This is a genomic window from Mesorhizobium sp. WSM4817, assembly GCF_055811135.1.
In genome coordinates, this window is the sequence record NZ_JBVVQQ010000027.1 from 26,415 (window position 1) to 50,265 (window position 23,851).

The window sequence follows — 23,851 nt, forward strand, 5'->3', positions numbered from 1 at the left end:
GGCAGTGATGCTGACTTCTGCGGCTCAGGTCCTGCTTGCCGAGAAATGATGCAAGGCGATGGCTGACGCGGCGGCGACATTCAGGCTGTCGAAGCCTTCTGTCATATCGATCCGCACCGTCCGCAGGCGGGCGAGCAGCATCTCGGGCAGGCCTTCGCCTTCAGTGCCGAGATAGAGTGCCAGCCGTTCGGTCCTTTTCGCATCGCGGATGTCGGTTTGTCCGCGCGGCGACAATGCGAATTGGCCGAAGCCCAGCCGATCGAGCGCCGCGGTAAAGCCGACGGTCTCAGCGAAGGAGGCAAAAGGAACTTTCAGCGCGGCGCCGACCGAAACGCGGATCGCCTTGCGGTACAGGGGATCGCAGCAGGTCGCGTCCAGAAACACGGCATCGGCGCCGAAGGCGGCGGCGTTGCGAAAGATCGAGCCCATATTGTCATGGTTGGCGATGCCGACCAGCACGACGATCAACGCGCGGGCGGGCAGGGCATCCAGCAAGGCCTCTGCAGGCTGCGCCTCGCCCTTGCGGCCGATCGCCAATATGCCGCGATGCATGTGAAAGCCGGCAATCCTGTCCATAACCTCGCTGTCCGCCACGTAGACCGGAAGGTCCGCGGGCGCCTTGCGCAGGGTTGCGTCGAGGCCTGCCAGCCGGTTTTCGAGCACCAGCACCGATTCGGCGGCAAAGCGTTTGGCCGCGAGCAACATTTCGAGCACCACCTTGCCTTCGGCAACGAAACGACCCTGCCGGCCGGCAAGATCGCGCTCGCGAATGTCGAGAAAGGCGGCGACGCGCGGGTCTTGCGGGTCGTCGATACGAATGCTGCGCATGCTTGCCTCAACTGACCCGCATCGGCCCGATCGTGGTGGGTTTTGCGACAGCACGACGCGTGGATCCAAAGTGTCAGAGCGTACCTTCTGCGTCCAAGTGGACGCAAGTCGCTCAAAAGCGCGTCGCGTTCGACCGACCTCAACCGACCTCTCGCGACGCGCTTTAGGTTGTTGTTTTATGCATGTCGCTATCGCAAAACCGCTGCACGGGCATGCTTTTGCGCGACATGCATTAGGAGTCGTCAGCGAGGCAAGGGGCGCTCGGACCAGTTCTTATCTTATGCATGTGCCGGCTTTGGGCGACATGCATTGGCCGGTCAAGTCCCGGAGCGACGCGAGCGGTATGCCATCTGCGATAGCTCACCCTCGCCGAAAACCCCGTCCAGCGTGTTGAGAAGTGCGCGCACGGCATCGGATTTGCAGGAATAGTAGATCATCTGCCGGTCGCGCCGGGTCTCGACGAGATCGAGCGCCCGCAGTTTGGCCAGATGCTGTGACAGGGCGGATTGGCTGAGCAGAACCTTTTCGGCGATAGCGCCGACGGACATTTCACCTTCGGCCAGGTGGATCATGATCAACAGTCGTTTCTCGTTGCCCATCAGCGTCAGAAACGAGGCCGCTGATTCGGCATTGGCGATTAGCTTTTTCGAGACCATCGATCCCCCATACCTTCCTGCTCCTCCGGCGCTATGGGGGCAATAGCGTCTGGTTCCATAGGCTCACTTGCGAATTTGCGCTGGCGATTCAACGCGACCGGGAAAGCGTAGAACATCTAGCTCAAACCTCAAGACTTGCTTTCGACCCGGCGCGATTAACTGTCGGACTGTGTTTAATCCGCCACTCGGCCGGTTTTTGCCATGTCGACCAGAACATGCCTGAGCTCGCGCGCCGTCCTCAATGGCTCCGGAAAGAACACCCGGCAGATATCGTCGCCCAATGCCAGGTCCATGCCGTCGGCGTCAAAGCCGGTGACGACCCAGCCGTCGCCCGCCGCCTTGGCGAAGTGGCGCGCGTAGACGGCAATTGCGTCGCTATGGTCGGCATTCATTTGGTCGAGGGCGGATTGTTCGCCAGCGGCAAGCTCTTCGATGATCGGCGCGGTCGTGACCAGATCGGCGCGTTCGAGCAGGTAGGCCTTGCCAAAGCCGCCGTTGAGACTGGCGCGCTCCAGCTCCAGGCGGAAGATCGAGAAGTCGCCAAGGCCGGCATAGAGCTTCGCCTTGGGGTTGCGGTTGAGATAGCGCCGTTCGGCGCCGGCGTGCTCGTCGGATCCACGCTCAAGCCGTGCCGCCCGACTGACGAGCGTCAACCGTGGGTGCGCCAGCGGGTCGCCCCTGCCGGGCTCGCCGACAAGCAGCGAACAGCGCGGGTCGGCAAGGATCGCGCCGGTATGGGCGGACAACATCGATACAAGGATCAGCGGCGTGCCGTCGATATCGGTGGCGACACCAACCCTGCTGGCCAGCGGCGAACCGGTGCCGGGCTCGATCACCGCCAGCGCGCCGAAACGGGCACTGCGGATCAGCGTCTTCGCCAGCCTGATCGCTTCGGCGTCGGTCTCGCGGATCACGTCCTTCTTCCGATCGTTCAAATCCACACCGTCCTAAGCTGATCTTTGCTCTCCAGTTATCAACCTATCACACGGGATTTGACAAGGGCCCCAGATTTGAAAAGGGCCTCAGTCTCGCTTTCCGAAAGACCGAAGCGTGCCAGCACCGTCGCCGCCTGACAATCGTGATCGGCCGGCATGGCGGCAAGCGTCGGCCGGGAGCGCGAAAAGCGCGGCGCTGGGGCAGGGCGCTCAAGCGCACCCGACTTCACAAAGGCGTTGCGAGCGCGATTGTGCGGATGATCCCTGGCTTCCCGCAGCGACAAGACCGGTGCGACGCAAGCATCGGTCGCAGCAAAGAGACGGTCCCAGTCGTCCCGTGATTTCTGCCCGACCCGATCGACAATGGCGGCCCGCATCTGCGGCCACAAATTCCTGTCGTATTGGCCGCGTACAAAAATCTGGTCGAGCGGCAGCAGTCTTGCGAATTCGGCGAAGAACCGGGGCTCAAGGCAGCCGACGGCGACGTGCCGTGCGTCCGCGGTCTCATAGGTGTCGTAAAAGGGCGCGCCGGAATCGAGCAGGTTCGTGCCACGCGTGTCACTCCACAGGCCCGCCGCCATCAGGGCGTGCACAGGTGTCGCCAGCATTGAAGCGCCCTCGGTCATCGCGGCGTCGATCACCTGACCCTTGCCGGAGCGCGAGCGCTCAAACAGGGCGGCCAGTGCGCCGGCGACCAGCATCATGGCGCCGCCGCCGTAGTCGGCGACAAGGTTGAGCGGTGGGACCGGCCGGCCGCCTTGCTGGCCGATGGCATGCAGCACACCCGAATAGGCGAGGTAGGTGATGTCGTGGCCGGCACGTCCCGATAGCGGACCGTCCTGGCCGAACCCCGTCATGCGGCCGTAGATCAGGGCCGGATTGCGCGCCAGTACCGCATCCGGCCCGAGACCAAGTCGCTCCATGACATCGGGACGAAACCCTTCGACCAGCATGTCGGCCTTTTCGGCAAGGCGCAGCACCAGTTCGGCGCCTTCCCAGCGCTTCAGGTCAATCCGCAGGATGGAGCGGCCGTGACAGTCGATGTCGTATTCGTCCGGCAGCGCCAGAAACGGCTGGCTCGACCCAGCCCGCTCGATGCGCAGCACCTCGGCGCCCATCTCCGACAGCATCAGGCCGGCCAGCGGCACCGGTCCAAGCCCGGCCATCTCGATCACCGTCAGGCCGGCGAGCGGGCCAGTCTTCGCCTGAAGGGCGACTTCGGCACTCATGGTCGGCTACTTCGGCGCCATGCGGATGGCGCCATCGAGGCGGATGGTCTCGCCGTTGAGCATCTGGTTTTCGATGATATGCAGCACAAGGGCTGCATATTCGGAAGGCTCGCCGAGACGGGACGGGAAGGGCACCGCGGCGCCGAGCGTATCCTGCACCTCTTGCGGCATGCCGGCCATCATCGGCGTCTTGAAGATGCCGGGCGCGATGGTGCAGACGCGAATGCCCGACCGGGCAAGGTCGCGCGCCACCGGCAGCGTCATGCCGACGACGCCGCCCTTGGAGGCTGAATAGGCCGCCTGGCCGATTTGACCGTCATAGGCGGCGACCGATGCCGTGTTGACGATGACGCCGCGCTCGCCGCCGTCCAGCGGCTCAAGCTTCGCGGCCTGGTCGGCGACGAGGCGGATCATGTTGAAGGTGCCGATCAAATTGACCTCGATCACCTTGCGGTATTGGTCGAGCGGGTGCGGACCGTCCTTGCCGATCGTCTTCATGCCGATGGCGATGCCGGCGCAATTGACCAGGATACGGGGTTCGCCGAACTTTTTTACCACTTCTGCCACTGAAGCAGCACCGCCGTCGGCGCTGCTTACGTCGCATTGGATGGCGATGCCGCCGATATCGGCAGCAATCTTCGCCGCACGCTCGATGCCGAGGTCGAGGATGGCAACGCCGGCGCCCTTTGCGGCCAGTGCACGTGCCGTCGCCTCGCCGAGGCCGGAGCCGCCGCCGGTGACGATCGCAATCTGGCCGTTCGGGTTCATGTCGGCGTCCTCCATCTAAAGCGCGTCGAACTGAACGGACTCAATCGAAGCGCTTTAAATCTCTATTTTTATGCATGTCGTTACCCAAAACCGCTGCGCACTTTTGGGCGACATGCACCATCGGCCACATGCTACGAAGCCTGACAGTATGGCGCAACAGCATCCGGATGGTCACGCCATCGCGGCGATTTGCGCGGCAATCCTTGCCTGATCGGCATGGCAAACCTCCCCCACCAGCCGTGCCATCGCGCCCGGCACGATCTCATGCGACAACAGCCGGTCAGGATCGACCGGGCGCGGCATGGAGATTTGCCCACGCGGGATTCTCTTGAAGCCGAGCGGGCCGTAATAGGGCTCGTCGCCGACAAGCATCACCGCCGGCATGCCGGCCTTGGCGGCGGCCTCCAGCGCGATCGCCACCAGCCGGCGGCCAATGCCGAGATTCTTGTAGGCCGGCCGCACGGCAAGCGGTCCGAGCATCAGCGCGCGGCCGGCGCCGGCCGCGATGCGCGTCATGCGCACGGAGGCGACAACGATATCGCCATCGACGGCCACGAAGGACAGAGCGCGTTCATGCGGGCCGCCCTCACGGATCTTGTAGGCGCCCAGCACGAAACGGCCCGGCCCGAAGGCTTCGTCGTTGATGGCTTCGATTTCGGGGTCATGCGCCGGAGTTTCCGGCAGGTATTTCACGTCGGCAAGGCTCATGGTCTTTGCGTTCCGGTAGACGGGGAAAGGTTTGCTGCAAACGGCAGCGTTCGCCAGTCAGCGCTTCATCAAGCGCGGGCGCCCTTTCGTCGTCGGTCGAACCGGATCAAAGCAAAGTCAAACATGCGGATTTTCCGCTAGCATCAATCTTCAGCCACCGCAATCGGCCGTTTGCTGCCGCCATTCGTTTGCCGTCATTCGTCTGCCGCACCGGGCGATTGACGAACTGTTCAACGCCTGGCGATTTCCGCATCGTCGGTTTGTGCCTAAATCCCTACGAAGAGGAAAGGACATCACATGGGATTGCTGGTGGACGGCAAATGGCAGGACAGCGGCTACGACACCAAGGCGAGCGACGGCGAATTCATGCGGGCGCAGTCGCAATGGCGCGACTGGGTCACGGTTGACGGCAGGCCGGCCGAAGGCCGCACGCGCGGCTCCAAGGCCGAGCCGGGGCGCTACCATCTCTATGTCTCGCTTGCATGTCCCTGGGCACACCGGACGCTGATCTTTCGGGCACTGAAAAAGCTCGAGGACGTGATTTCCGTCTCGGTCGTCCATCATTTCATGGGCGCCAACGGCTGGACCTTCGTGGCCGAGGACGGCGCCACCGGCGATACGCTCTACGGCCTCGACTTCCTGCATCAAATCTACACCAAGGCCGATCCCGCCTATTCCGGCCGCGTGACGGTGCCGGTTCTGTGGGACAGGCGAGAACAGACAATCGTCTGCAACGAGTCCTCCGAGATCATTCGGATGCTCAATTCAGCCTTCGACAAATGGGGCGATGCCAGCCTCGATTTTTATCCGAAAGCACTGCGCGGCGAAATCGACGCGGTCAACGCTCTGGTCTATCCATCGGTCAACAACGGTGTCTATCGCGCCGGCTTCGCCACCACGCAAGCGGCCTATGAGAAAGCGTTTGGTGAACTGTTCGCGGCGCTCGACCAGCTCGAGGATCGCCTATCTCGCCAGCGTTATCTCGTCGGTGACCGCATCACCGAGGCCGATTGGCGGCTGTTCACGACGCTGGTCCGCTTCGACCCGGTCTATGTCGGCCATTTCAAGTGCAACCTGCGCCGCATCGCCGACTATCCGAACCTGTCGAACTATCTGCGCGACCTCTACCAGGTCCCGGGCGTCGCCGGCACGGTGAGCCTGCACCACATCAAGGCGCACTATTACGGCAGCCACGCAACGATCAACCCGACGCACATCGTGCCGGTCGGGCCGGAACTGGACTACGCGGCGCCGCATGATCGGGCGCGGTTCAGGAAGGCAGCGTGATCTACCAGAAGGGCGATGCCGCCGCGCCGCTGAAAATCTCGGCAATCCGCCGCAACGTGGCCGGCGTCGTTGCTTCCGGCAGGCGGTCGAGCGGAAAGAAGCCGGCTGCGGCGATCTCGCGGTCCGGCAGCTTCGGCGCCGTCTGGTTGAACTGCTCGACAAAATAAAGGCCGACATGGTCGCGGCGGCTGGCCCGACGGTTGAAATGCATCGATTTCAGCACCGGCGGCGCGGTCAATGCAATATTGCCCTCCTCGGAGAGCTCGCGCGCCAACGCCTCGATCATCGTCTCGCCCAGCTCGACGCCCCCGCCGGGAAGCTGCCAGCCCGGTACATAGGTATGGCGAATGAGGAAGACGGAACTGGACGTGCGATCGTGGATCAAGCCACGCACCCCAAGCGTCATCGGCCGCCGCAGCACGAAGTACAGATGAAACAGCCTTGCCCTGAGACCCGGCCAGCCGGTCTGGCGGAAAGCTTGCTCCGGATCGGGCCGCATCATCACCCACGAAACCGTGGGTGGAAAGCAGCGCGTGCGTCGCTTATGAAGGAGGGATGTTCAGGCTCGCGCATATTTCCGATATCCACTTGGGACCGCTTCCCGGTGTAACCTATCGCGATCTCGCCTCCAAGCGGGTGGTCGGTTACGTCAACTGGCAGCGCAATCGCCGCCGCCACATGCGCGACGCCGTCATCGACACCATCGTCGCCGATATCAAGGCGAGCGCACCCGATCACCTTGCCGTCACCGGCGATCTGGTCAATCTGGCGCTCGATGGCGAGATCGAGATGGGCAAGCACTGGCTGGAGACGCTGGGCTCTCCCGATGATGTGTCGGTCGTTCCGGGAAACCACGACGCCTATGTGCCCGGTGCTTTCGACAAGTCCTGCCGGTCGTGGACGGCGTGGATGACCGGCGACGGCGTCAATACGCCGGTCGACCGCGAAGCCTTTCCCTATCTGCGCGTGCGTGGCAACGTCGCGCTGATCGGTGTCACGACGGCGCGGGCGACGGCTCCGTTCATGGCCAACGGCTTTTTTCTGGAAGACCAGGCGGAAAGGCTGCGGGACGTGCTCGATGCCACGGCCAAACGCGGGCTGTTCCGGGTGATCATGATCCACCATCCGCCGGTGCGCGGCGCCGTTTCGCAGCCCAAGCGGCTGTTCGGCATTGCCCGCTTCCAAAAGGTCGTTCAGCGGCACGGGGCCGAGCTTGTGCTGCACGGCCATTCGCACGAGCCGACGCTGTTCTCGATCAATGGGCGCGGCGCCAAAATTCCAGTGGTCGGCGTCGCTGCCGCAGGGCAGGCGCCAGGCGGCAGGCGTCCAGCGGCGCAATATAATCTGCTGGAGATCGATGGTGAAATAGGCAACTGGCGGCTCAGGCTGACGCGACGTGGCCTGACCGGGCCGGCCATCCCGCCTGCCGATCTGGAGGTTGTGGAGCTTGGCGCGGACGCTATGGCGTGAAACTCAGTCCCATCGCAACGAGGCGGTCCCAGAACAACACGATCGATACCGCCAGCCCGACCAGGGCGCCGGCAGCGATCAGGCTGAGACCGGAGAGAAAGGCTGACCAACGCTTGCGGCGCTTGACGGATCGCAGCGGCGGCTCGGCTTCCGGGACCAAGGCACGTTTCAGGCCGGCAGCCTGCTCGACCCCGCCTTCCAGCATTCTCTGGCGTTCGATGACGCGCTCCGCGACGTAGCGCGTCACCTGATCGGCAACCGGTTTCATCTCGGTCGATTCGGCGAGCACCACGCGGCCGATGCGCGTGTCCTTGAGGAAGCGATAGGTGCGGCGGTCGCGCCCCATGGCGACATGGCTGACGGCGTCGATCCAGAGGCGCGGCTGCAGCCCGGACGAGACGGCGAAGTCGAAATTGTCCATGTCGGCGGGCACGTCGGCGAAGACCGGCGCGAGTTCGGCGGCAAGCAATTCGAGCCGCATGCGATGCGCTTCGCGCATGTCGACCACGACGTCGTCGCGGTCGGCGAAAGCGTTTTTCACGTCGCGGATGGCGTCCGACAATTTTCGCGACTCATCGGCCTGGCTTATGGTCTCGGCTGCATCCTTCATCGGCGTTGCCTCGCGTTTGGTTAACACCGAATTAACATAGTCGTTGGCAAAATGCAGCAAAATGCGCTTGCGAGATCGATAGGCGGCTTGCAAAATCCGGCCCGAAGCCGCGCTTTGACAGGGATCAGCCCGCTGCGGGAGCGGAGTTTGGACGAAGCGGCCTGCTGCGGCGTTTCATGTTGTGCCGGACGATCTCGGCGATCAGGCCGGGCGCTTCCTCGACCAGCATATGGCCGGCCTCCGACACGTGGTGCAGGTGGAAATGCGCCGGCAGACCATCGGCCTGGCTGAAGGGCAGCACCGCGTCATCGGTCCCCCAGACCACAATCACCGGCATATCCAGTGTTTCGAGCCGTTCGTGCGGGATGACGCCCTGCCGATCGTCCCTGGTCATGGCGGCTGCGATCTCGACAAGTTTGTGCAACTGGCCGGGACGCGCGCGCATTGCGCCAAGCACATCCACGATGCGCTCCGAGGGCGGGCTTTGCGGTCCGGACATGGCGGCGAGGCAGGCGCGAATTTCACTTTTGCCGGCTGCCGCTGCGTAACGGCGCAACAGCGGGCCATTGATCTCAGTGCCAAACCCGCCCGGCGCCAGAAGCGTCAGCGAGGCTATCCTTGCGGGTTCGGCCAGTGCCATCAGCACAGCCGCCGCCCCGCCCATCGAATGGCCGACGAGATGCACCCTCCTGATTCTGCGTGCGGCGAGGTCTGCCAGAACAGCCCGGGCGGCTGTCCTGGCCGGGCCGCCACCCGGGAAATCGAGGGACAGCCCATGGCCCGGAAGATCATAGGCCAGTGTCCGTGAACCAGGTGCCAGTGTCGAAATCACCTCGTGCCAGTCGCCGTGGCAACCGCCGAAGCCATGCAGAAAGACAACCGTCTTCGGGCCGGCGCCCCGTTCGGCAACGTAAAGCGATGAAATCATGAAATACTATGGTTTTATGCGAATTCGGATGTGGCTGGATTGCGTCTTGTACCAAGTTTTTGCGATCGGCCGTGCTGGTCGCAAGGACTAGCTGGCATTGCCGAGCCCGGCGGCACGCAAAGCCTCGACCAGCCGCTCGGTCAGATCTGCGGGGTATCTCCGCTCGACAAAAGTCGCGCGCGGATCGGCAGCGAATTTCGGGAACTTGACAGTCAACTCGTCCAGAAGTTCGTGCGCCAGTTGATCGCGGCCGGCGGCCTTGGCAGTGATCAGCCGCGCAGCCAGATAGTGCGATTTCGTCGGCGTCGCTTGCAGCGCATCGCTGGCAAGCGCGGCCTTGTTCATATCGCCAGCCATGAACTGGCCGACGAAAAGCCCGTAATCCCACCAGGTCGGATGGGCGCTGGAGGTTTCGGCGGCGTGAGCAAGGATCGGTGTTCCCTCCCTGTACCTGCCGGCGAAAATCAGCCCGTAGGCATAAGCTGCCGCCATGCTGAGGTCGTAAGGGTTGAGTTCGTAGGCCTTGCGCATCCAGCGGATCGATTCCTCCGAATTGCCGAGGCGGGAATTGAGATAGCCATAGGCACGGTGGGCATAGGGGCTGGTCGGCCCCATCTGCACGGCGCGACGGGCCAGCGACATCGCCTGTTCGATCGTTGCGCCGGCTGGATAGGCGTAGTGATCTGTGCCCGCCTCGAGATGCAGGGTGGCCAGCTCCGAAAAGACGAGCGACGATTTCGCATCCCGATCGACCAGGATTTCGAGGCAGCGATAGGCAGCCTCATGGGTTTTGGCGCCCTGGTCGAGATAGTATTTGTCGTTGAGCAGCAGACATTCGGTCAGGCCGGTCTGAAGGCCGCTCTGTTCGATATAGTTGTAGATCGCGCCCGGAGCCGGAACGGCCGAACTCAAAATGCCGGCGACACTGTCCTCGACGGTGGAGGGTGTGCTGTCGGCGGCAGTCAAGTTGCGTGACAGCAGGACCCGGCCGGTCGCCACGCTTTGAAGCTCCAGAGTGACATCGCCTGCCGTTGGTCCCGGCAAGACATCGAACACGAAGCTGATCGCATCGGCGACAGGATCGGGCGGGCCGTCAGCATCGCGACCAATGAAGGTGACCGTGTCGAAGCGGCTGAGGCCGGCGCGCAGCGATGCGGCGACGCGGGCAGCCTCGGCACTGTTGGTTTTCACCGCAATGTAGACGAGCGGAAGGCTTTGAGCCGGAGCCCATGGCGCAATGCTGCCGGTTGCCACCGCATTTTCAATCGTCGGCGCGGCATCGCTTCCCGCCAGCAATGCGCTGCTTCCCTGACGAAGGATCAGCACCCCCAGCATGGCGATGACCAGAGCGATCGCCAGCCAGAAGAACTGGAGATGGCGCAGCAGCGAGGGCGCCGGTTGGCGAACGACGGGGGACGATGCGGCAGGTGCTGCCATGCCGGGTTCGTCGGGCGATTCCGGCAAGGTGGCCGCCGCTTCGACGTGTTCCGCCGACGCCGGCTCGACCGGCAGGCGGATCGCGTTGAGTTCATAGGATGGAACATAGCCGCCACGCGGAATGGCAATGCGGATCGGCTCGGCAACACCCTCATTGGCAAAATAATGCTGCAGAAGCTCGCGCAGCCTGCCCGCCTGCACCCGCACCACGGCGTCGGTCGACGGATCGAAATCGCCGTCCTTGCCGAAAACATCCATCGCGATGGAAAAGCCCTTGAGCTTGTCGGCTTCGCCTGCCTGCTCGCGCTCGACCAGATAGCGAAGCAGCTTACGCGCTCGTTCGGATCTCCCGAACGTTTCGCTGGCTAGCAATCGCTCCAGCGTCTCGCGCACTGCGGGGGCGGCAGGCGTGGCATGCTGCAAGTGTCGATCCTCTCGAAGTCGGCACAGGTTAAGACGCAATCATATAGCGCCTGCACTGCCATACAAGCATGCATCCATTATGCGATCGCGTACCCCACCGGATAATATTCCGGTGGTTAATGGCGCGAAAGACTGGAGCGGGATGATACCATCCGGAGTCATCTTGCTCCAGCTCAGCTCCTCTAGTCGGCCTTTCCGCCGACGATGCGATTGGCGGCGGAAACCACGGCTTCCAGCGAAGCGGCGACGATATTGGTGTTGATGCCGGCGCCGAACAGCTTGCCGCCGGGATGCTCCATCTCGACATAGGAGATCGCCGAAGCATTCGAGCCGCGCTGCATGGAGTGCTCCGAATAGTCGAGCACCGACATCGGCACGCCGACATGGCGCGACAGCGCGTCGACAAAGCCGTCGATCGGGCCGGTTCCGGAGCCTGATATCGTCACCTCCTTGCCGCTGTCGAGGATGATCGCCTCCACCGCGCGCCGCCCCTTGATCTCGATGTCGGGATAAGTGTGGTGGTCGAGGAATTTCAGCCGCGCGTCGGGCTGATCGACGTAGGTTTCGAGAAAGCGCTCGTAGATGCGCTTAGCCGGCACCTCCTTGCCTTCGGCGTCGGTGATGGCCTGGATCGCTTGACTGAACTCGATCTGCAGGTTGCGCGGCAGATTGAGGCCGTAGTCCGCCTGCAGCACATAGGCGATGCCGCCCTTGCCGGACTGCGAGTTGATGCGGATGATCGCCTCGTAGTTGCGCCCGACATCGGCCGGGTCGATCGGCAGATAGGGCACTTCCCAGTACGGCGTGTTGGCCTTGCGCAACGCCTTCATGCCCTTGTTGATGGCATCCTGGTGCGAGCCGGAAAAGGCGGTGTAGACGAGCTCGCCGACATAGGGATGCCGCTCGGGGATCTTCAACTGGTTCGAATATTCGTAGACGTCCTTCATCCGGTTGATGTCGGAGCAGTCGAGCTCGGGATCGACGCCTTGCGTGTACATGTTGAGCGCCAGCGTGACGATGTCGACATTGCCGGTGCGCTCGCCATTGCCGAACAGTGTGCCTTCGACGCGGTCCGCGCCCGCCATCAGGCCGAGTTCGGTGGTGGCGATCCCGGTGCCGCGGTCATTGTGCGGATGCAGCGAGATGAGCAGGTTCTCGCGGTTGTCGAGATTGCGGCACATCCATTCGATGCGATCGGCATAGATGTTGGGTGTCGACATCTCGACCGTGGACGGCAGGTTGATGATCAGCTTGTTTTCCGGCGTCGGCTTCATGATTTCGGTGACGGCGTTGCAGATTTCCAGCGCCACTTCGAGCTCGGTGCCGGTAAAGCTCTCCGGCGAATATTCGAAACGATAGAAGCCGCCGGCCTTCGCTGCCATGTCGGTGATCATCTTGGCCGCATCGGTTGCGATCCGCCTGATGCCGGCGACGTCCTTCTCGAAGACGACGCGGCGCTGCAGTTCGCTGGTCGAATTGTAGAAATGCACGATCGGGTTGGTGGCGCCCTGCAGCGCCTCGAAAGTGCGGGTGATCAGTTCCGGCCGGCACTGCACCAGCACCTGCAGCGAGACATCGTCTGATACATTACCCTCTTCGATGCACCAACGGGCGAAATCGAAATCGGTCTGCGAGGCCGACGGGAAGCCGATCTCGATCTCCTTGAAGCCCATGTCGAGGAGCAGGGCGAACATGCGCGCCTTGCGCTCGTGGCCCATCGGATCGATCAGCGCCTGGTTGCCGTCGCGCAGGTCGACCGAGCACCAGATCGGCGCCTTGTCGATGACTTTCGAAGGCCACACGCGGTCGGTGAGACCGACGGTCGGATAAGGTTGGTATTTGCGGGCTGCCTCCGGCATGCCCCTGGCATCCTTGCCCATCGCCCCGCTATCTGAGCGGATCTCTTCTCGTGCGTTCATTGTCGTCTCTCCGGGCGGCTCGCGGGATCCGCCTTCAGGCGGATTTGGTGCCGAGCGGCGCCTTTACCAGATGTTCATTCGCTAGATGTGATTTGCCAATTTTGAGACTGGCCAAGGAGCATGCGCGTGAGCGGCGGTTCGACCGCCGGGCGCTCCTTCAGCGAACCCGGCGATCGCCGATAAGGCCGAGCAGCAGCAGAGCGGAAGCAAGCGCGCGCACGGTCTCGCCAGCAAAGCCGGTCTGACGGGAAGCGACGGAGGTGGCGCGGTTGGTCATGGCGGTTTTCATACAGGAGCAGCCAAAGCGAGGCAAGTGGGGCCGAACGACATGTGTCCTAAGCAGATGAGTTGTCCGGATTAGGTAGCACAGGAGTTGTCCGGTTTTGTCGCCAGCGCATGGAGGCTGGGGATGAAACGGACAGCATGGCAACCCAGCGTCAAACACTCGCCGTCCACAGCGACATCGGCCGTCCTTCGATCGGACCCGGCGCCGACTGGAACAAAAAGCGTTCCTGCGTTGTTCTCCAACCGTCCCGATGTTCGAAGGGGCTGGTTTATACGCCGGCCAGAGGCAATCCTTGCGGCAGGCGCTCGGCGGGCACGCAAAGCCAAGGGTTGGCGAGGCAAATGGATCCTGACGATCTCAACACAGAACGGATCGTCACTGTGTTCGGCGGGACAGGTTTTCTCGGGCGCCGGATCGTGAAGCGGCTCCTGGAAAGGGGTTTCACGGTCCGCGCCGCATCCCGCCACCCGGGTCGTGTGGGCCAGGTTTTTTCCTCGACGGCAAGGCCGCCCGAGGCCGTCGAGGCGGACATATTGGATGCGTCCTCGATCGGCACGGCCATTGCCGGATCACAGGCGATCGTGAACGCCGTCAGTCTCTACGTCGAGCAGGGCGCCCAGACGTTTGAACGGGTGCATGTGCAAGCCGCAGCTGAACTTGCCGCCGCGTCGCGCGCTGACGCGGTCGACCGGTTCGTCCAGATTTCGGGGATCGGCTCCGATCCTCAATCGGATTCGAACTACATCAGGGCACGTGGGCGCGGAGAAGAGGCGGTGGCGAGCGCATTTCCCGGCGCCATCATTGTGCGTCCCGCCGTCATGACGGGACCTGACGACGTTTTCCTCACGACGATTGTCAGGCTGATACGTCTCCTGCCGGTTTATCCGCTGTTCGGCGATGGTGGCACACGGCTTCAGCCGGTCTATGTGGAAGACGTCGCAGACGCAGTCAGCCGGCTGATCGGCGGGCGAAACCACAAGGGCTCATCGATATTCGAATTCGGCGGCCCGCGCATCTACACCTATAAGCAACTGCTGCGCGAGATCGCCCGACAGCTCGATACCCACATCAGGTTGATGCCGGTGCCGTTTGCGGCGTGGGACGCCTTGGCCGGCGTCGCGGAACTCCTTCCGGGAGCGCCGATAACGCGCAACCAGGTCGATCTTATGCGGCACGACAATGTGGCCGCAATCGGCGCGCCGGGCCTGAAGGAACTCGACATCGCGCCGCGCGACATCGAGGAGGTGATCCGCTTGATCGAACGGCGCGCGTGAGGCTGCTCGGGCTCGTCTCCTGCTGGCAGGACTCTACGATCCTGCCGGGAACCTATCGCCATGCGGCGGGTTGGTCGAGTTTGAACCAATGAGGACGAAGGAAAAGAACCATGGCCAGATGCGATCAATGCGGGAATGACTACGACAAGGCTTTCGAAGTGACGCTGGCTGAGGAAAGCTATACGTTCGACAGCTTCGAATGCGCGATCCAGAAACTTGCGCCGCTCTGCCCGCATTGCGGGTGCCGGATCATCGGACATGGTGTCGAACAAGATGACATCATCTACTGCTGCGCACATTGCGCCGCGGAGGAAGGTGCAAGCGCGCTGACCGATCGCGCGCCTTGATCGCCCGCATTCCCAGTGGCAAGCGACGGTGCCGGTCGTCGAGCCTAGCTGTCCTTCCTCGGTTTCTCGGCGACGATATTGCCGCGCTTCTTCCACTCCGAGAAGCCGCCGCGCAGGCTGCGCGCGTCAAGTCCCATCTCCTGCGCGACCTTGGCGGCGAGCAGCGAGCGCCAGCCGGACGCGCAGTAAAACACAAAGGTCCTGGGCTCGGCGAATATCGGCTTGTGGTAGGGACTTTCCGGGTCGATCCAGAATTCGAGCATGCCGCGCGGCGCATGGAACGCGCGGGGATCATGCCCTCGCGCTCCAGTTCCCGCGGATCCCGGATGTCGACCATGACAACGCCGTCGGGAATGGTTGCCATGTCCGCTGCCTCGACCGAGCGGACGACCGCATCGGCGTCGGCCAGAAGGTCCTTGTATCCCTTCGGCATGGTCAGCGCCCCATCGCGTAGAACTCGTCGTTCGGCCTCATGCTGGTGACGTTGGCCAGCCGGTTTGACATGGCGAAGAAGGCGGCGATGGCCGCGATGTCCCAGGCGTCCTCGTCGGTGAAGCCATGCATCTTGAGGTCGGCGATATCCGCGTCGCCGACCTCGTAGGCGCGCGCGGAAACCTTCATGGCGAAATCGAGCATCGCCAACTGGCGCGGGGTGATGTCGGCCTTGCGGTAGTTGGTGGCCACCTGATCGGCGATCAGCGGGTTCTTTGCGCGAATGCGCAGGATCGCGCCATGGGCCACCACGCAGTACTGGCACTGATTGGCATTGCTCGTAGCCACGACGATCATCTCCCGCTCGGCCTTGGTGATCGGGCCGGGTTTGTCCATCAGCGCGTCGTGATAGGCGAAGAAGGCGCGGAACTCGTCCGGCCGATGCGCAAGCACGAGGAAGACGTTGGGCACGAATCCCGACTTCTCCTGCACGGCGAGTATCCGTTCGCGGATGTCGTCGGGAAGGCCGGCGATCTCGGGAACGGGGAAGCGGCTTATGGCTGGCACGGTCATCTGTGTTCTCTCCCTTGCACGGCCGTCAATGCGACCAGCTTTAGGCCGTCGAAGGCTTTTCTGCGAGCCTCATGGAAGGGCTGAAGTCGGAACGGCCGCGCGCCGGCCAGGTTGAAAGGCGCCGCCCCAGGACCATGGCTGCGAAAGTCAGGAACATTGCTCGACACGGGCTTATTGGCAGGCACGGAACCGTGGTAGCAAAACCGTGACCAGCGAAAGCAACAAAAGGGCGGTTTGGCCGTTCTGATCAGCCGCACAAGCGGCGGGGTATCCGAAGACATGACTACGCCGCAAATCCTGTCGTTCGCCGTTATCTTCATAATGATGGCGGCGCTCGTATGGGGTCGGTATCGATATGATCTGGTTGCAGCCGCGGCACTGTTGTCCGCACTCGCGGTTGGCATCGTGCCTTTTGACGAGGCCTTCAGCGGGTTCAGCGACGATATCGTGATCATTGTCGGCAGTGCCCTGCTGGTGAGCGCAGGCATCGCACGCTCGGGCATCATGGAAGTCGCCATCAGGCGGTTCGCTCCGAACCTGTCGGGCGTTCGCTCGCAACTGGCGCTGCTGGTCATCGTGGTCACGATCCTGTCTGCCTTCGTAAAGAACATCGGTGCGCTCGCGATCATGATCCCGATAGCCTTCCAGTTCGCGCGCCGGTCGAGCGTTTCACCGTCGATATTCCTGATGCCTATGGCGTTCGGGTCGCTGCTCGGCGGACTCATGACGCAGGTGGGGACATCTCCCAACGTCGTTGTGTCGCGGGTGCGGGAGGAACTGACCGGCACCGCCTTCACAATGTTCGATTTTACACCTGTTGGAGCTGCCCTGGCCGCCGCCGGAACGATCTTTCTGGTGTTTTTCTATTGGCTGCTGCCGGTGCGCGAAAAGCTGGGCGGGTCGGTGAATGAAGCCATCGATATCAAGAATTACCTGACAGAGGCCCGGATTGTCCGCGATTCCACTGTGCTCGGCAAAACCGTCGCAGACCTCATGAAGCTTTCCGGCGGCGATGCTATCGTGACATCGATCCTGCGCAACCGGACCATGCGGATGACGCCACTGCCCGACGTTGTCCTCAAGATGAACGACATTCTGCTGCTCGAGGGCGACCCAGGGGCGCTGGATCGCCTTGTCTCGCAGGGCAAACTCAGCGTTACGGGCAGCCGGGCCAGCGGGGATGACACGACCGGCGAGCTGGTCGCTATCGAAGCCGTCATCGGTGAAAACTCCCCGTTGATCGGCTGGACAGCCCAGCGCCTTGCCCTCTATCACCGCTTCAATGTCAACCTCCTGGCTGTCAGCCGTCACGGCGAGCGCCCCGACCGCAGGCTGGCCGAAATCCAGCTAAGGCTGGGCGACGTCATCGTGCTGCAGGGCAATGCCGCGACGATACCCGAGATACTGCGTGAACTCGGCTGCCTGCCGCTGGCAGAAAGGGCTATCCTGCTTGGCAGCGTCCGCAAAGGTGTTGTGCCGGTAACCATCCTTGCTCTCGCCATGATGGCGACTGCGTTCGGGCTGCTCCCGGTCTCCGTCGCTTTCTTTACGGCCGCGGTCGGGATGGTGCTTTTCAAGGTCATCCCGGTCCGAGACGTCTACCAATCGCTGGATGGGCCAATCCTCGTCATGCTCGCCGTTCTCATTCCGGTGAGCGATTCGCTACGCAGTACAGGGGCGACCGGCGTCATTGCCGGCGAGCTTGCCAAACTGGGGACCATTCTTCCGGCGCCCGGCGCATTGATGCTCATCCTTGTCGCCGCGATGGCCGTTACGCCATTCCTCAACAATGCCGCCACCGTTCTGGTCATGGCGCCGATCGCCGCCGCGTTTGCCGGCGATCTCGGCTACAGGCCGGAAGCATTTCTGATGGCAGTCGCCATTGGCGCCGGCTGCGATTTTCTCACCCCGATCGGCCACCAGTGCAACACGCTCGTCATGGGGCCGGGCGGCTACCGTTTCAGCGACTATCCGCGCCTGGGACTGCCGCTATCGTTCCTCGTCGTCATTGTTGCCGTGCCGATGCTCATGATCGTTTGGCCAATGAACTAATATATGCTCCTCGCCATCCTCAAAAGAGGCCGAGCGTTTGCAGCAGGCTTTCGAATGTGACCTTTGGTTTCTTACCTGTTTGCCTATCCGTGTACATGTAGTCGTCGGACGACTGCTTGCGTATGTTGCTCGGGCTATACCCGAACTGCTGCGTGAAAGCTCGACTGAAATTCGCCGCTGAATCAAAGCCGACTGCTAGACCAACTTCGGCGACCTTTCGGGTGTCGGAAGGATCCGCTAACATTGCATGAGCTGCGGACAGACGTCGTCGACGAATGTAATTCGCAACGCCGCCGGACGTTTCGAAAAGCTCATAGAGCCGTGTCCTCGAGGTCGCCAGTTCCCGGGCGAGAGCATCCGGTGTCAGGTCGGGCGAGGCAAGATTGCTCGAAATGAAGCGTCTCGCCCGCGTCATCAATCCGATTTGTGAGATCTGATCGTTGCCGTCATCACGATCCACCAAAGGTGTAACCGCGTCGAATACCATTTTCCGCAAACGGTCCTTGATTCTAGGAAGGTCGTCTTGCGTGAAGCGATCGAGATTGGCTTCAACGCTTGACACAAGATCGATCAGCAGTTTGGCCCGGTGTCCACCCAAAACGACGTTGTTGCTCGCCGCCGGCAAGCTACCTCCATCGGCAAACAGATCGACGGGAACGATCAGGCTGATCGACTCCGTTGCCAGCGCCCGCCCGCTAAACGGATGCCCGAGCGACCGGATTTCAATCATGCCCGGTTCATTTTGCGCGACACGTCCGTCAACTCCGGTCCAGGTGCGACCGGCGCGGAGAACGGTGATCTGCCAATGGTCAATTGGACTGAACCGCACCGCGTCTGGCGAGCGTTCGTAACTGAAGGCCGGAACCGTTTGTTGCAACAAAAGCATGCCGCCCAGATTCCACACCGCCTGCTGGACGACAAATCCATCCTCGGGATTCACATTGTTCGGCAGACGCGAATCCATCAATATCGCCATATGCTCCCGCCAGGCAGCAAACTGCTGGACTGGTGGAAGGATTTCCGTCTCAAAGCGTAACGACGTCAGGACGGCCTTCTCCACCTCATCCTCACCGAGTGGATCCTGCGACATGCGCGGCCAGCGGCGACGTTCGACAGATGTCGGCTCCCTGTCGTTAGGTGGGACCGTCTTATCCGACATCATTGCCTCCAGCCACGACCCGGAAGTCCGCGACGTCGCGCTGCTTCAGGAGATATGCCACGTCATCGCCATGGGGAGGAACTGACCGACCGCATAGACAACATTCCGACCCTGCCAACTTGTATGGAAGAACGACATGCGTCGTCATCTTCGAAGTGTATCGTTTATAAGAAACAAAATCATTGGCTATATTTAAGGATCCCTGGTTGTAAAGTAGTTAATTATATCGCGCACCAAGTCAACAAAGCTTAGCCGTTAGCGGATCGATCCTGAACCGACCATGAATGGGTTTCTTGGCTCGCTTCGAGATAAAGGCCTTTGGCAGCACCGATCTCGGCACAGGCAATAGAATCGCCTGAAGCCCACCGTCTCCATCAAAAAACAAATGTCTGCGGCGGTCAGCTGCAAAAATGGACGATGTGAAAAGTTTCCGGATTCCCTGATATCGCAACGTACGAACCGGGGAGGTATTGGACATCATCAAATTCACTCGAGAAAGAAAACCTGAAGTTTCAGTGCATTCTAGACACCTACATGTCTTCATTCTAGCGCTGATGGTTAACGAATGAGGTGTTCCAGTGAGTATAGCATTTCATCCTACAAATTTGAACTCTGCTCTTTCATCGCAACGGAGGGTACTTGTCGCGGGCGGGGCCGGCTTTCTCGGATCACATCTGTGCGAACGTCTTTTGCAAGACGGCCATTCTGTTATCTGCGTAGACAATTTTTCCACGGGGCGGCTCGAGAATTTGCGCCACCTCCTGAACTACGACACGTTCAGCTTTGTGCGCCACGATATCGTGGAACGGCTCGATCTGCCGGTCAACGAGATCTACAATCTCGCCTGCCCGGCTTCACCGCCGCACTATCAGGCCGACCCGGTCCATACGTTGAAGACGAACGTGATCGGGTCGCTCAATCTTCTGGAACTGGCAGCACATTACCAGGCGCGGATTTTCCAGGCTTCCACCTCGGAAGTCTACGGCGATCCCCATGTGCATCCGCAGCCCGAAAGCTATTGGGGCAATGTCAATTCCTTCGGTCCGCGCTCTTGTTATGACGAAGGAAAGCGCTCTGCCGAGACTCTGTTCTACGATTTTCATCAGCAATACGGCGTCGACATCCGTATCGTGCGCATCTTCAACACCTATGGTCCGCGCATGCGCCCGGATGACGGCCGGGTCGTTTCCAACTTCATCGTGCAGGCGCTCAAGGGCGAAGACATCACCGTTTACGGCGACGGGTCGCAGACCCGTTCCTTCTGTTACGTGGACGATCTGATCGAAGGCTTCTACCGGCTCATGTACAGCCCTCAGGCGATCCATACGCCTGTCAACATCGGCAATCCCGGCGAATTTACAGTCGGTGAGTTGGCCGAGCAGATCGTGGGAATGACCGGCTCGAGCTCCAAAGTCGTCTATCACCCGTTGCCCGTGGACGATCCGCGCCAGCGTCGGCCCGACATCACAGTGGCCCGGAGAGAACTTGGATGGGAGCCGACCGTGGCGTTGGCCGATGGGCTGAAGTCAACGATCGCTTATTTCGAACGGCAGTTGAGGAAGCCCTCCGGAAAGCTGGCGGAGGCCGCCTGATGTCCGGCAAGAACGTACTTGTCGTTGGTGGGGCCGGCTTTATCGGCAGCCATACAGCCAAGCTTTTGGCCAGGCAGAGTTATGATCCGATTGTCTACGACAATCTATCCACGGGTCACCGGTCAGCCGTCCGATGGGGCGCCTTCGTTGAAGGCAACATCCTTGATTCGGAGCGGTTGACCCACGTCATGGATGAGTATCGCCCTATCGGGGTGATCCATTTTGCTGCATCGGCCTATGTCGGCGAATCCGTAGAGAAACCGGCAAAATATTATCAGAACAACGTCAACGGGACCCAATCGCTGCTGGACGCCTGCCAGAGAAGCGGAACGCGCAATATCATCTTCTCGTCAAGCTGCGCCACCTACGGCATTCCGGATCGCTTGCCGATTCGCGAAGGCGAGAGCCAGCGCCCGATCAATCCTTATGGACGCACGAAGCTCATCGCGGAGCAAATGCTTGCCGATTATTCGGCTGCCTATGCGCTGCGCTACGTGGCGCTGCGTTATTTCAATGCGTCCGGCGCGGATATCGACGGGGAAATCGGCGAAACCCACGATCCAGAAACACATCTCATTCCGCGAGCCATGATGGCCGCTGCAGGCAGGATCGATTTTCTCGAAGTCTATGGCCAGGATTACGATACGACCGACGGCACCTGCATTCGCGACTATATTCATGTCGCGGATCTCGCGCGCGCGCATGTGCTGGCGCTCGAACATCTGATCAACGGCGGTGGCAATCTGGCCGTCAATCTTGGCAGCGGGCGTGGTACATCCATCAAGGAAATTCTCGAAGCGATCAGCCGGCTGACAGGTCGTAACGTGCCGGTCGAGATGCGCGCTCGTCGTGCGGGCGATCCTCCGGTGCTTTATGCCGATCCGGCGCTCGCTGCCGAAAAACTTGGCTTTCAGGCGCTCTATTCCGATCTCGATACGATCATTCGCACAGCGGCTCCCTTCTTCGGGCTCGAGGTGCGCTCATGAGCACGCCGCGCATCGCGCTGTCCGTTGACAGGGAAGAACCCCTGATGGTGCCGGTCTTCACCGGCCGAAAGCGCGTCGAGTACATTGTGGGCGCGGTTTTGTGGGCGATGGCCGTCGCATTCTTCTGGCAATGGTGGGTTTTCGGAGCCACCCACACCAACATGGTCGGCTCAATTCTGGTGACGGCGCTTCTGGCGTGGGTAACGCTTTTGCCACTCTACTTCATCACCATTTTCTTCAATGCACGCCGGCCGCACGGACGGCTGCGTATCTCCGCCGGCAGTCGCGTTGCCATGGTGGTCACCAAGGCTCCATCAGAACCTTTTGAGGTGGTGGCCGAAACCTTGCGGGCCATGTTAGCCCAGAACGTGCCTCACGACACGTGGCTGGCCGATGAGGATCCATCGCCCGCAACGCTCGCATGGTGTCGCGAACATGGCGTATTCGTTTCCACCCGCAAAAATCGCGCCGATTACCATCGCCAGTCCTGGCCCCGCCGCACACGCTGCAAGGAAGGCAACCTGGCTTTCTTCTACGATCATTATGGCTACGACCAATATGATTTTGTGTCGCAGCTCGATGCCGATCATGTTCCCGAACCGGACTACCTATATAACATGTTGCGGCCTTTTGCCGACCCGACAATCGGTTATGTTTCCGCGCCCAGCATTTGCGATCGCAATGCACATGAAAGCTGGTCCGCGCGTGGCCGCCTCTACATCGAAGCGAGCATGCATGGGTCACTGCAAGCCGGATACAACAATGGCTTCGCGCCCGTATGCATCGGATCGCACTATGCGGTGCGCACTGCGGCACTGAAGGAAATCGGCGGGCTGGGGCCAGAACTCGCCGAGGATCATTCCACAACGCTCTTCATGAATGCCTATGGCTGGCGAGGGGCTCACGCGCTTGATGCCATCGCCCATGGCGACGGCCCACGGACGTTTGCCGATCTTGTAACGCAGGAGTTCCAGTGGTCGCGGAGCCTGGTGACGATCCTGTTGCAATACTCACCAAAACTGATCGGACACTTGCCGCTGCGTTTGAAGGTTCAATTCCTATTTTCGCAGTTCTGGTACCCGCTATACGCCTTCTTTCTTGCTCTGACATTCCTGTTGCCCGTGATTGTGCTGGTCAAGGGCGATAATTTCGTCAACGTCACTTACCCAGAGTTTCTGCTCCATTTCATGCCGCAGTCGCTTATGATCCTGCTTTTGGCATTCTGGTGGCGGTCGAGTCGCACATTTCGGCCTATCGACGGCAAGATTTTCAGTTGGGAAGCGATGTTGTTTTTGCTGGCACGCTGGCCGTGGGTTCTGGCTGGAACCTTTGCCGCGTTCCGTGACTGGATGACCGGATCCTTTGTTGATTTTCGCGTCACGCCAAAAGGCACGTCCGAAGTCGATCCACTGCCGTTTCGCGTGCTGGCGCCGTATGCCTTCGTGGTCCTGATCTCCATTCTGCCGGTCGTGTTCGTGCAGGATGCGTATCAAACGCGCGGCTTTTTCGTCTTCGCCATCATCAATGCTTGCTTTTACTTGCTGCTGATTTTCATCATCTTGCTGCAGCATGGCAGGGAGAATAACGTGCGGATGAAAAGCCGCGCCTATCGCCCCGCGCTGGCAAGCAGTTTCATGGCCCTTTTGATGGTTACCAGCTTCGCCACGGTCGAGCGTGGACGCGACGGCATTGAGGCGCTCGCCTGGGGAACCAAAAGCTTTTCCCTGTTCGACGACAGATTCTCAATTGCAGGGGCAGGCGTCGGTGGTCGCGCTGTTCACAAGACCATCTTCAATCCACGTTGGCGCACTCCCAGCAATTCAAATCAGCGATAGAAGGCAATCAACACATGAAGATCGCAATCATTGGAACAGGCTATGTCGGTTTGGTCAGCGGCACATGCCCGGCCGCACTGCCTCATGCGACCGAACACGCCCATCGAGGACAAACGG

At 61.3% G+C, this 23,851-nt stretch carries 21 protein-coding genes and 1 pseudogene; 8 read left to right on the forward strand and 14 right to left on the reverse strand.

Features of this window, described 5'->3' with window-relative positions; genetic code table 11:
* Positions 1-24: 24 nt before the first annotated feature.
* From AC0L2K_RS28505 to AC0L2K_RS28530, 6 genes are all read right to left on the reverse strand, one after another.
* A complete protein-coding gene (locus AC0L2K_RS28505) occupies positions 25-828 on the reverse strand; it encodes a TrmH family RNA methyltransferase (RefSeq protein WP_473532956.1) in 804 nt (267 codons plus the stop codon).
* A 317-nt stretch (positions 829-1,145) separates the two neighbouring features.
* On the reverse strand, positions 1,146-1,484 hold the full coding sequence (locus AC0L2K_RS28510) for an ArsR/SmtB family transcription factor (RefSeq protein ID WP_287194868.1): 339 nt from the start codon (positions 1,482-1,484) through the stop codon (positions 1,146-1,148).
* 173 nt (positions 1,485-1,657) lie between these two features.
* Positions 1,658-2,419, reverse strand: coding sequence for a HugZ family pyridoxamine 5'-phosphate oxidase (locus AC0L2K_RS28515; RefSeq protein WP_473532957.1), 762 nt, complete (start codon positions 2,417-2,419; stop codon positions 1,658-1,660).
* A gap of 38 nt (positions 2,420-2,457) precedes the next feature.
* On the reverse strand, positions 2,458-3,648 hold the full coding sequence (locus AC0L2K_RS28520) for a CaiB/BaiF CoA transferase family protein (RefSeq protein ID WP_287289359.1): 1,191 nt from the start codon (positions 3,646-3,648) through the stop codon (positions 2,458-2,460).
* Between the two features lie 6 nt (positions 3,649-3,654).
* On the reverse strand, positions 3,655-4,416 hold the full coding sequence (locus AC0L2K_RS28525) for a 3-hydroxyacyl-CoA dehydrogenase (protein ID WP_128248040.1): 762 nt from the start codon (positions 4,414-4,416) through the stop codon (positions 3,655-3,657).
* A 171-nt stretch (positions 4,417-4,587) separates the two neighbouring features.
* Positions 4,588-5,124: a GNAT family N-acetyltransferase gene (locus AC0L2K_RS28530; protein ID WP_292547417.1), complete on the reverse strand. Its 537-nt coding sequence runs from the start codon at positions 5,122-5,124 to the stop codon at positions 4,588-4,590.
* A gap of 297 nt (positions 5,125-5,421) precedes the next feature.
* Here AC0L2K_RS28530 and AC0L2K_RS28535 point away from each other — a divergent pair, with 297 nt between their 5' ends.
* Positions 5,422-6,411 carry a glutathione S-transferase family protein gene (locus tag AC0L2K_RS28535; RefSeq protein ID WP_473532958.1) on the forward strand — a complete coding sequence of 330 codons (990 nt, stop codon included), beginning with the start codon at positions 5,422-5,424 and terminating at the stop codon, positions 6,409-6,411.
* A gap of 1 nt (position 6,412) precedes the next feature.
* Here the strand turns inward: AC0L2K_RS28535 and AC0L2K_RS28540 are convergent, their stop codons facing one another.
* On the reverse strand, positions 6,413-6,913 hold the full coding sequence (locus AC0L2K_RS28540; RefSeq protein ID WP_128186872.1) for an NUDIX domain-containing protein: 501 nt from the start codon (positions 6,911-6,913) through the stop codon (positions 6,413-6,415).
* Between the two features lie 53 nt (positions 6,914-6,966).
* On the opposite strand from AC0L2K_RS28540, the gene AC0L2K_RS28545 reads away from it, so the two are divergent.
* Positions 6,967-7,881 carry a metallophosphoesterase family protein gene (locus AC0L2K_RS28545; protein ID WP_023797927.1) on the forward strand — a complete coding sequence of 305 codons (915 nt, stop codon included), beginning with the start codon at positions 6,967-6,969 and terminating at the stop codon, positions 7,879-7,881.
* On the opposite strand, the gene AC0L2K_RS28550 is transcribed toward AC0L2K_RS28545, so the two are convergent.
* From AC0L2K_RS28550 to leuA, 4 genes are all read right to left on the reverse strand, one after another.
* A complete protein-coding gene (locus AC0L2K_RS28550; protein WP_128186874.1) occupies positions 7,871-8,491 on the reverse strand; it encodes a hypothetical protein in 621 nt (206 codons plus the stop codon). The genes AC0L2K_RS28545 and AC0L2K_RS28550 overlap by 11 nt on opposite strands.
* Positions 8,492-8,615: 124 nt before the next feature.
* Positions 8,616-9,419 carry an alpha/beta fold hydrolase gene (locus AC0L2K_RS28555; RefSeq protein ID WP_128186876.1) on the reverse strand — a complete coding sequence of 268 codons (804 nt, stop codon included), beginning with the start codon at positions 9,417-9,419 and terminating at the stop codon, positions 8,616-8,618.
* A gap of 87 nt (positions 9,420-9,506) precedes the next feature.
* Positions 9,507-11,279: a hypothetical protein gene (locus tag AC0L2K_RS28560; protein WP_473532959.1), complete on the reverse strand. Its 1,773-nt coding sequence runs from the start codon at positions 11,277-11,279 to the stop codon at positions 9,507-9,509.
* A 182-nt stretch (positions 11,280-11,461) separates the two neighbouring features.
* Positions 11,462-13,198, reverse strand: coding sequence for a 2-isopropylmalate synthase (gene leuA, locus AC0L2K_RS28565; RefSeq protein ID WP_051407733.1), 1,737 nt, complete (start codon positions 13,196-13,198; stop codon positions 11,462-11,464).
* Between the two features lie 627 nt (positions 13,199-13,825).
* Between leuA and AC0L2K_RS28570 the strand changes: the two genes are divergently transcribed.
* Together AC0L2K_RS28570 and AC0L2K_RS28575 are read left to right on the forward strand one after the other, a co-directional pair.
* Entirely contained in the window at positions 13,826-14,758 is a 933-nt protein-coding gene (locus tag AC0L2K_RS28570; protein WP_473532960.1) for a complex I NDUFA9 subunit family protein, read from the forward strand.
* Positions 14,759-14,868: 110 nt separating this feature from the next.
* Positions 14,869-15,105: a hypothetical protein gene (locus tag AC0L2K_RS28575; RefSeq protein ID WP_023797920.1), complete on the forward strand. Its 237-nt coding sequence runs from the start codon at positions 14,869-14,871 to the stop codon at positions 15,103-15,105.
* A gap of 44 nt (positions 15,106-15,149) precedes the next feature.
* Here the strand turns inward: AC0L2K_RS28575 and AC0L2K_RS28580 are convergent.
* A pseudogene (locus tag AC0L2K_RS28580) lies at positions 15,150-15,538 on the reverse strand (rhodanese-like domain-containing protein).
* A gap of 2 nt (positions 15,539-15,540) precedes the next feature.
* A complete protein-coding gene (locus AC0L2K_RS28585; protein ID WP_473532961.1) occupies positions 15,541-16,110 on the reverse strand; it encodes a peroxidase-related enzyme in 570 nt (189 codons plus the stop codon).
* A 279-nt stretch (positions 16,111-16,389) separates the two neighbouring features.
* Between AC0L2K_RS28585 and AC0L2K_RS28590 the strand changes: the two genes are divergently transcribed.
* The gene (locus AC0L2K_RS28590; RefSeq protein WP_023797918.1) at positions 16,390-18,162 is read left to right on the forward strand and encodes an SLC13 family permease; all 1,773 of its coding nucleotides are present in this window, start codon (positions 16,390-16,392) and stop codon (positions 18,160-18,162) included.
* A 19-nt stretch (positions 18,163-18,181) separates the two neighbouring features.
* Here AC0L2K_RS28590 and AC0L2K_RS28595 read toward each other — a convergent pair whose 3' ends face one another.
* On the reverse strand, positions 18,182-19,324 hold the full coding sequence (locus AC0L2K_RS28595) for a helix-turn-helix domain-containing protein (protein ID WP_023797917.1): 1,143 nt from the start codon (positions 19,322-19,324) through the stop codon (positions 18,182-18,184).
* 575 nt (positions 19,325-19,899) lie between these two features.
* Between AC0L2K_RS28595 and AC0L2K_RS28600 the strand changes: the two genes are divergently transcribed.
* The 3 genes from AC0L2K_RS28600 to AC0L2K_RS28610 are packed head-to-tail and all read left to right on the forward strand — an operon-like array spanning position 19,900 to position 23,734.
* Positions 19,900-20,913, forward strand: coding sequence for a UDP-glucuronic acid decarboxylase family protein (locus AC0L2K_RS28600; RefSeq protein WP_287227633.1), 1,014 nt, complete (start codon positions 19,900-19,902; stop codon positions 20,911-20,913).
* Positions 20,913-21,899, forward strand: coding sequence for a UDP-glucose 4-epimerase GalE (gene galE / locus AC0L2K_RS28605; RefSeq protein ID WP_473532962.1), 987 nt, complete (start codon positions 20,913-20,915; stop codon positions 21,897-21,899). The genes AC0L2K_RS28600 and galE overlap by 1 nt, the downstream gene beginning before the upstream one ends.
* Positions 21,896-23,734, forward strand: coding sequence for a glycosyltransferase family 2 protein (locus tag AC0L2K_RS28610; protein ID WP_473532963.1), 1,839 nt, complete (start codon positions 21,896-21,898; stop codon positions 23,732-23,734). Before galE ends, AC0L2K_RS28610 begins: the two co-directional genes overlap by 4 nt.
* Positions 23,735-23,851: the final 117 nt, after the last annotated feature.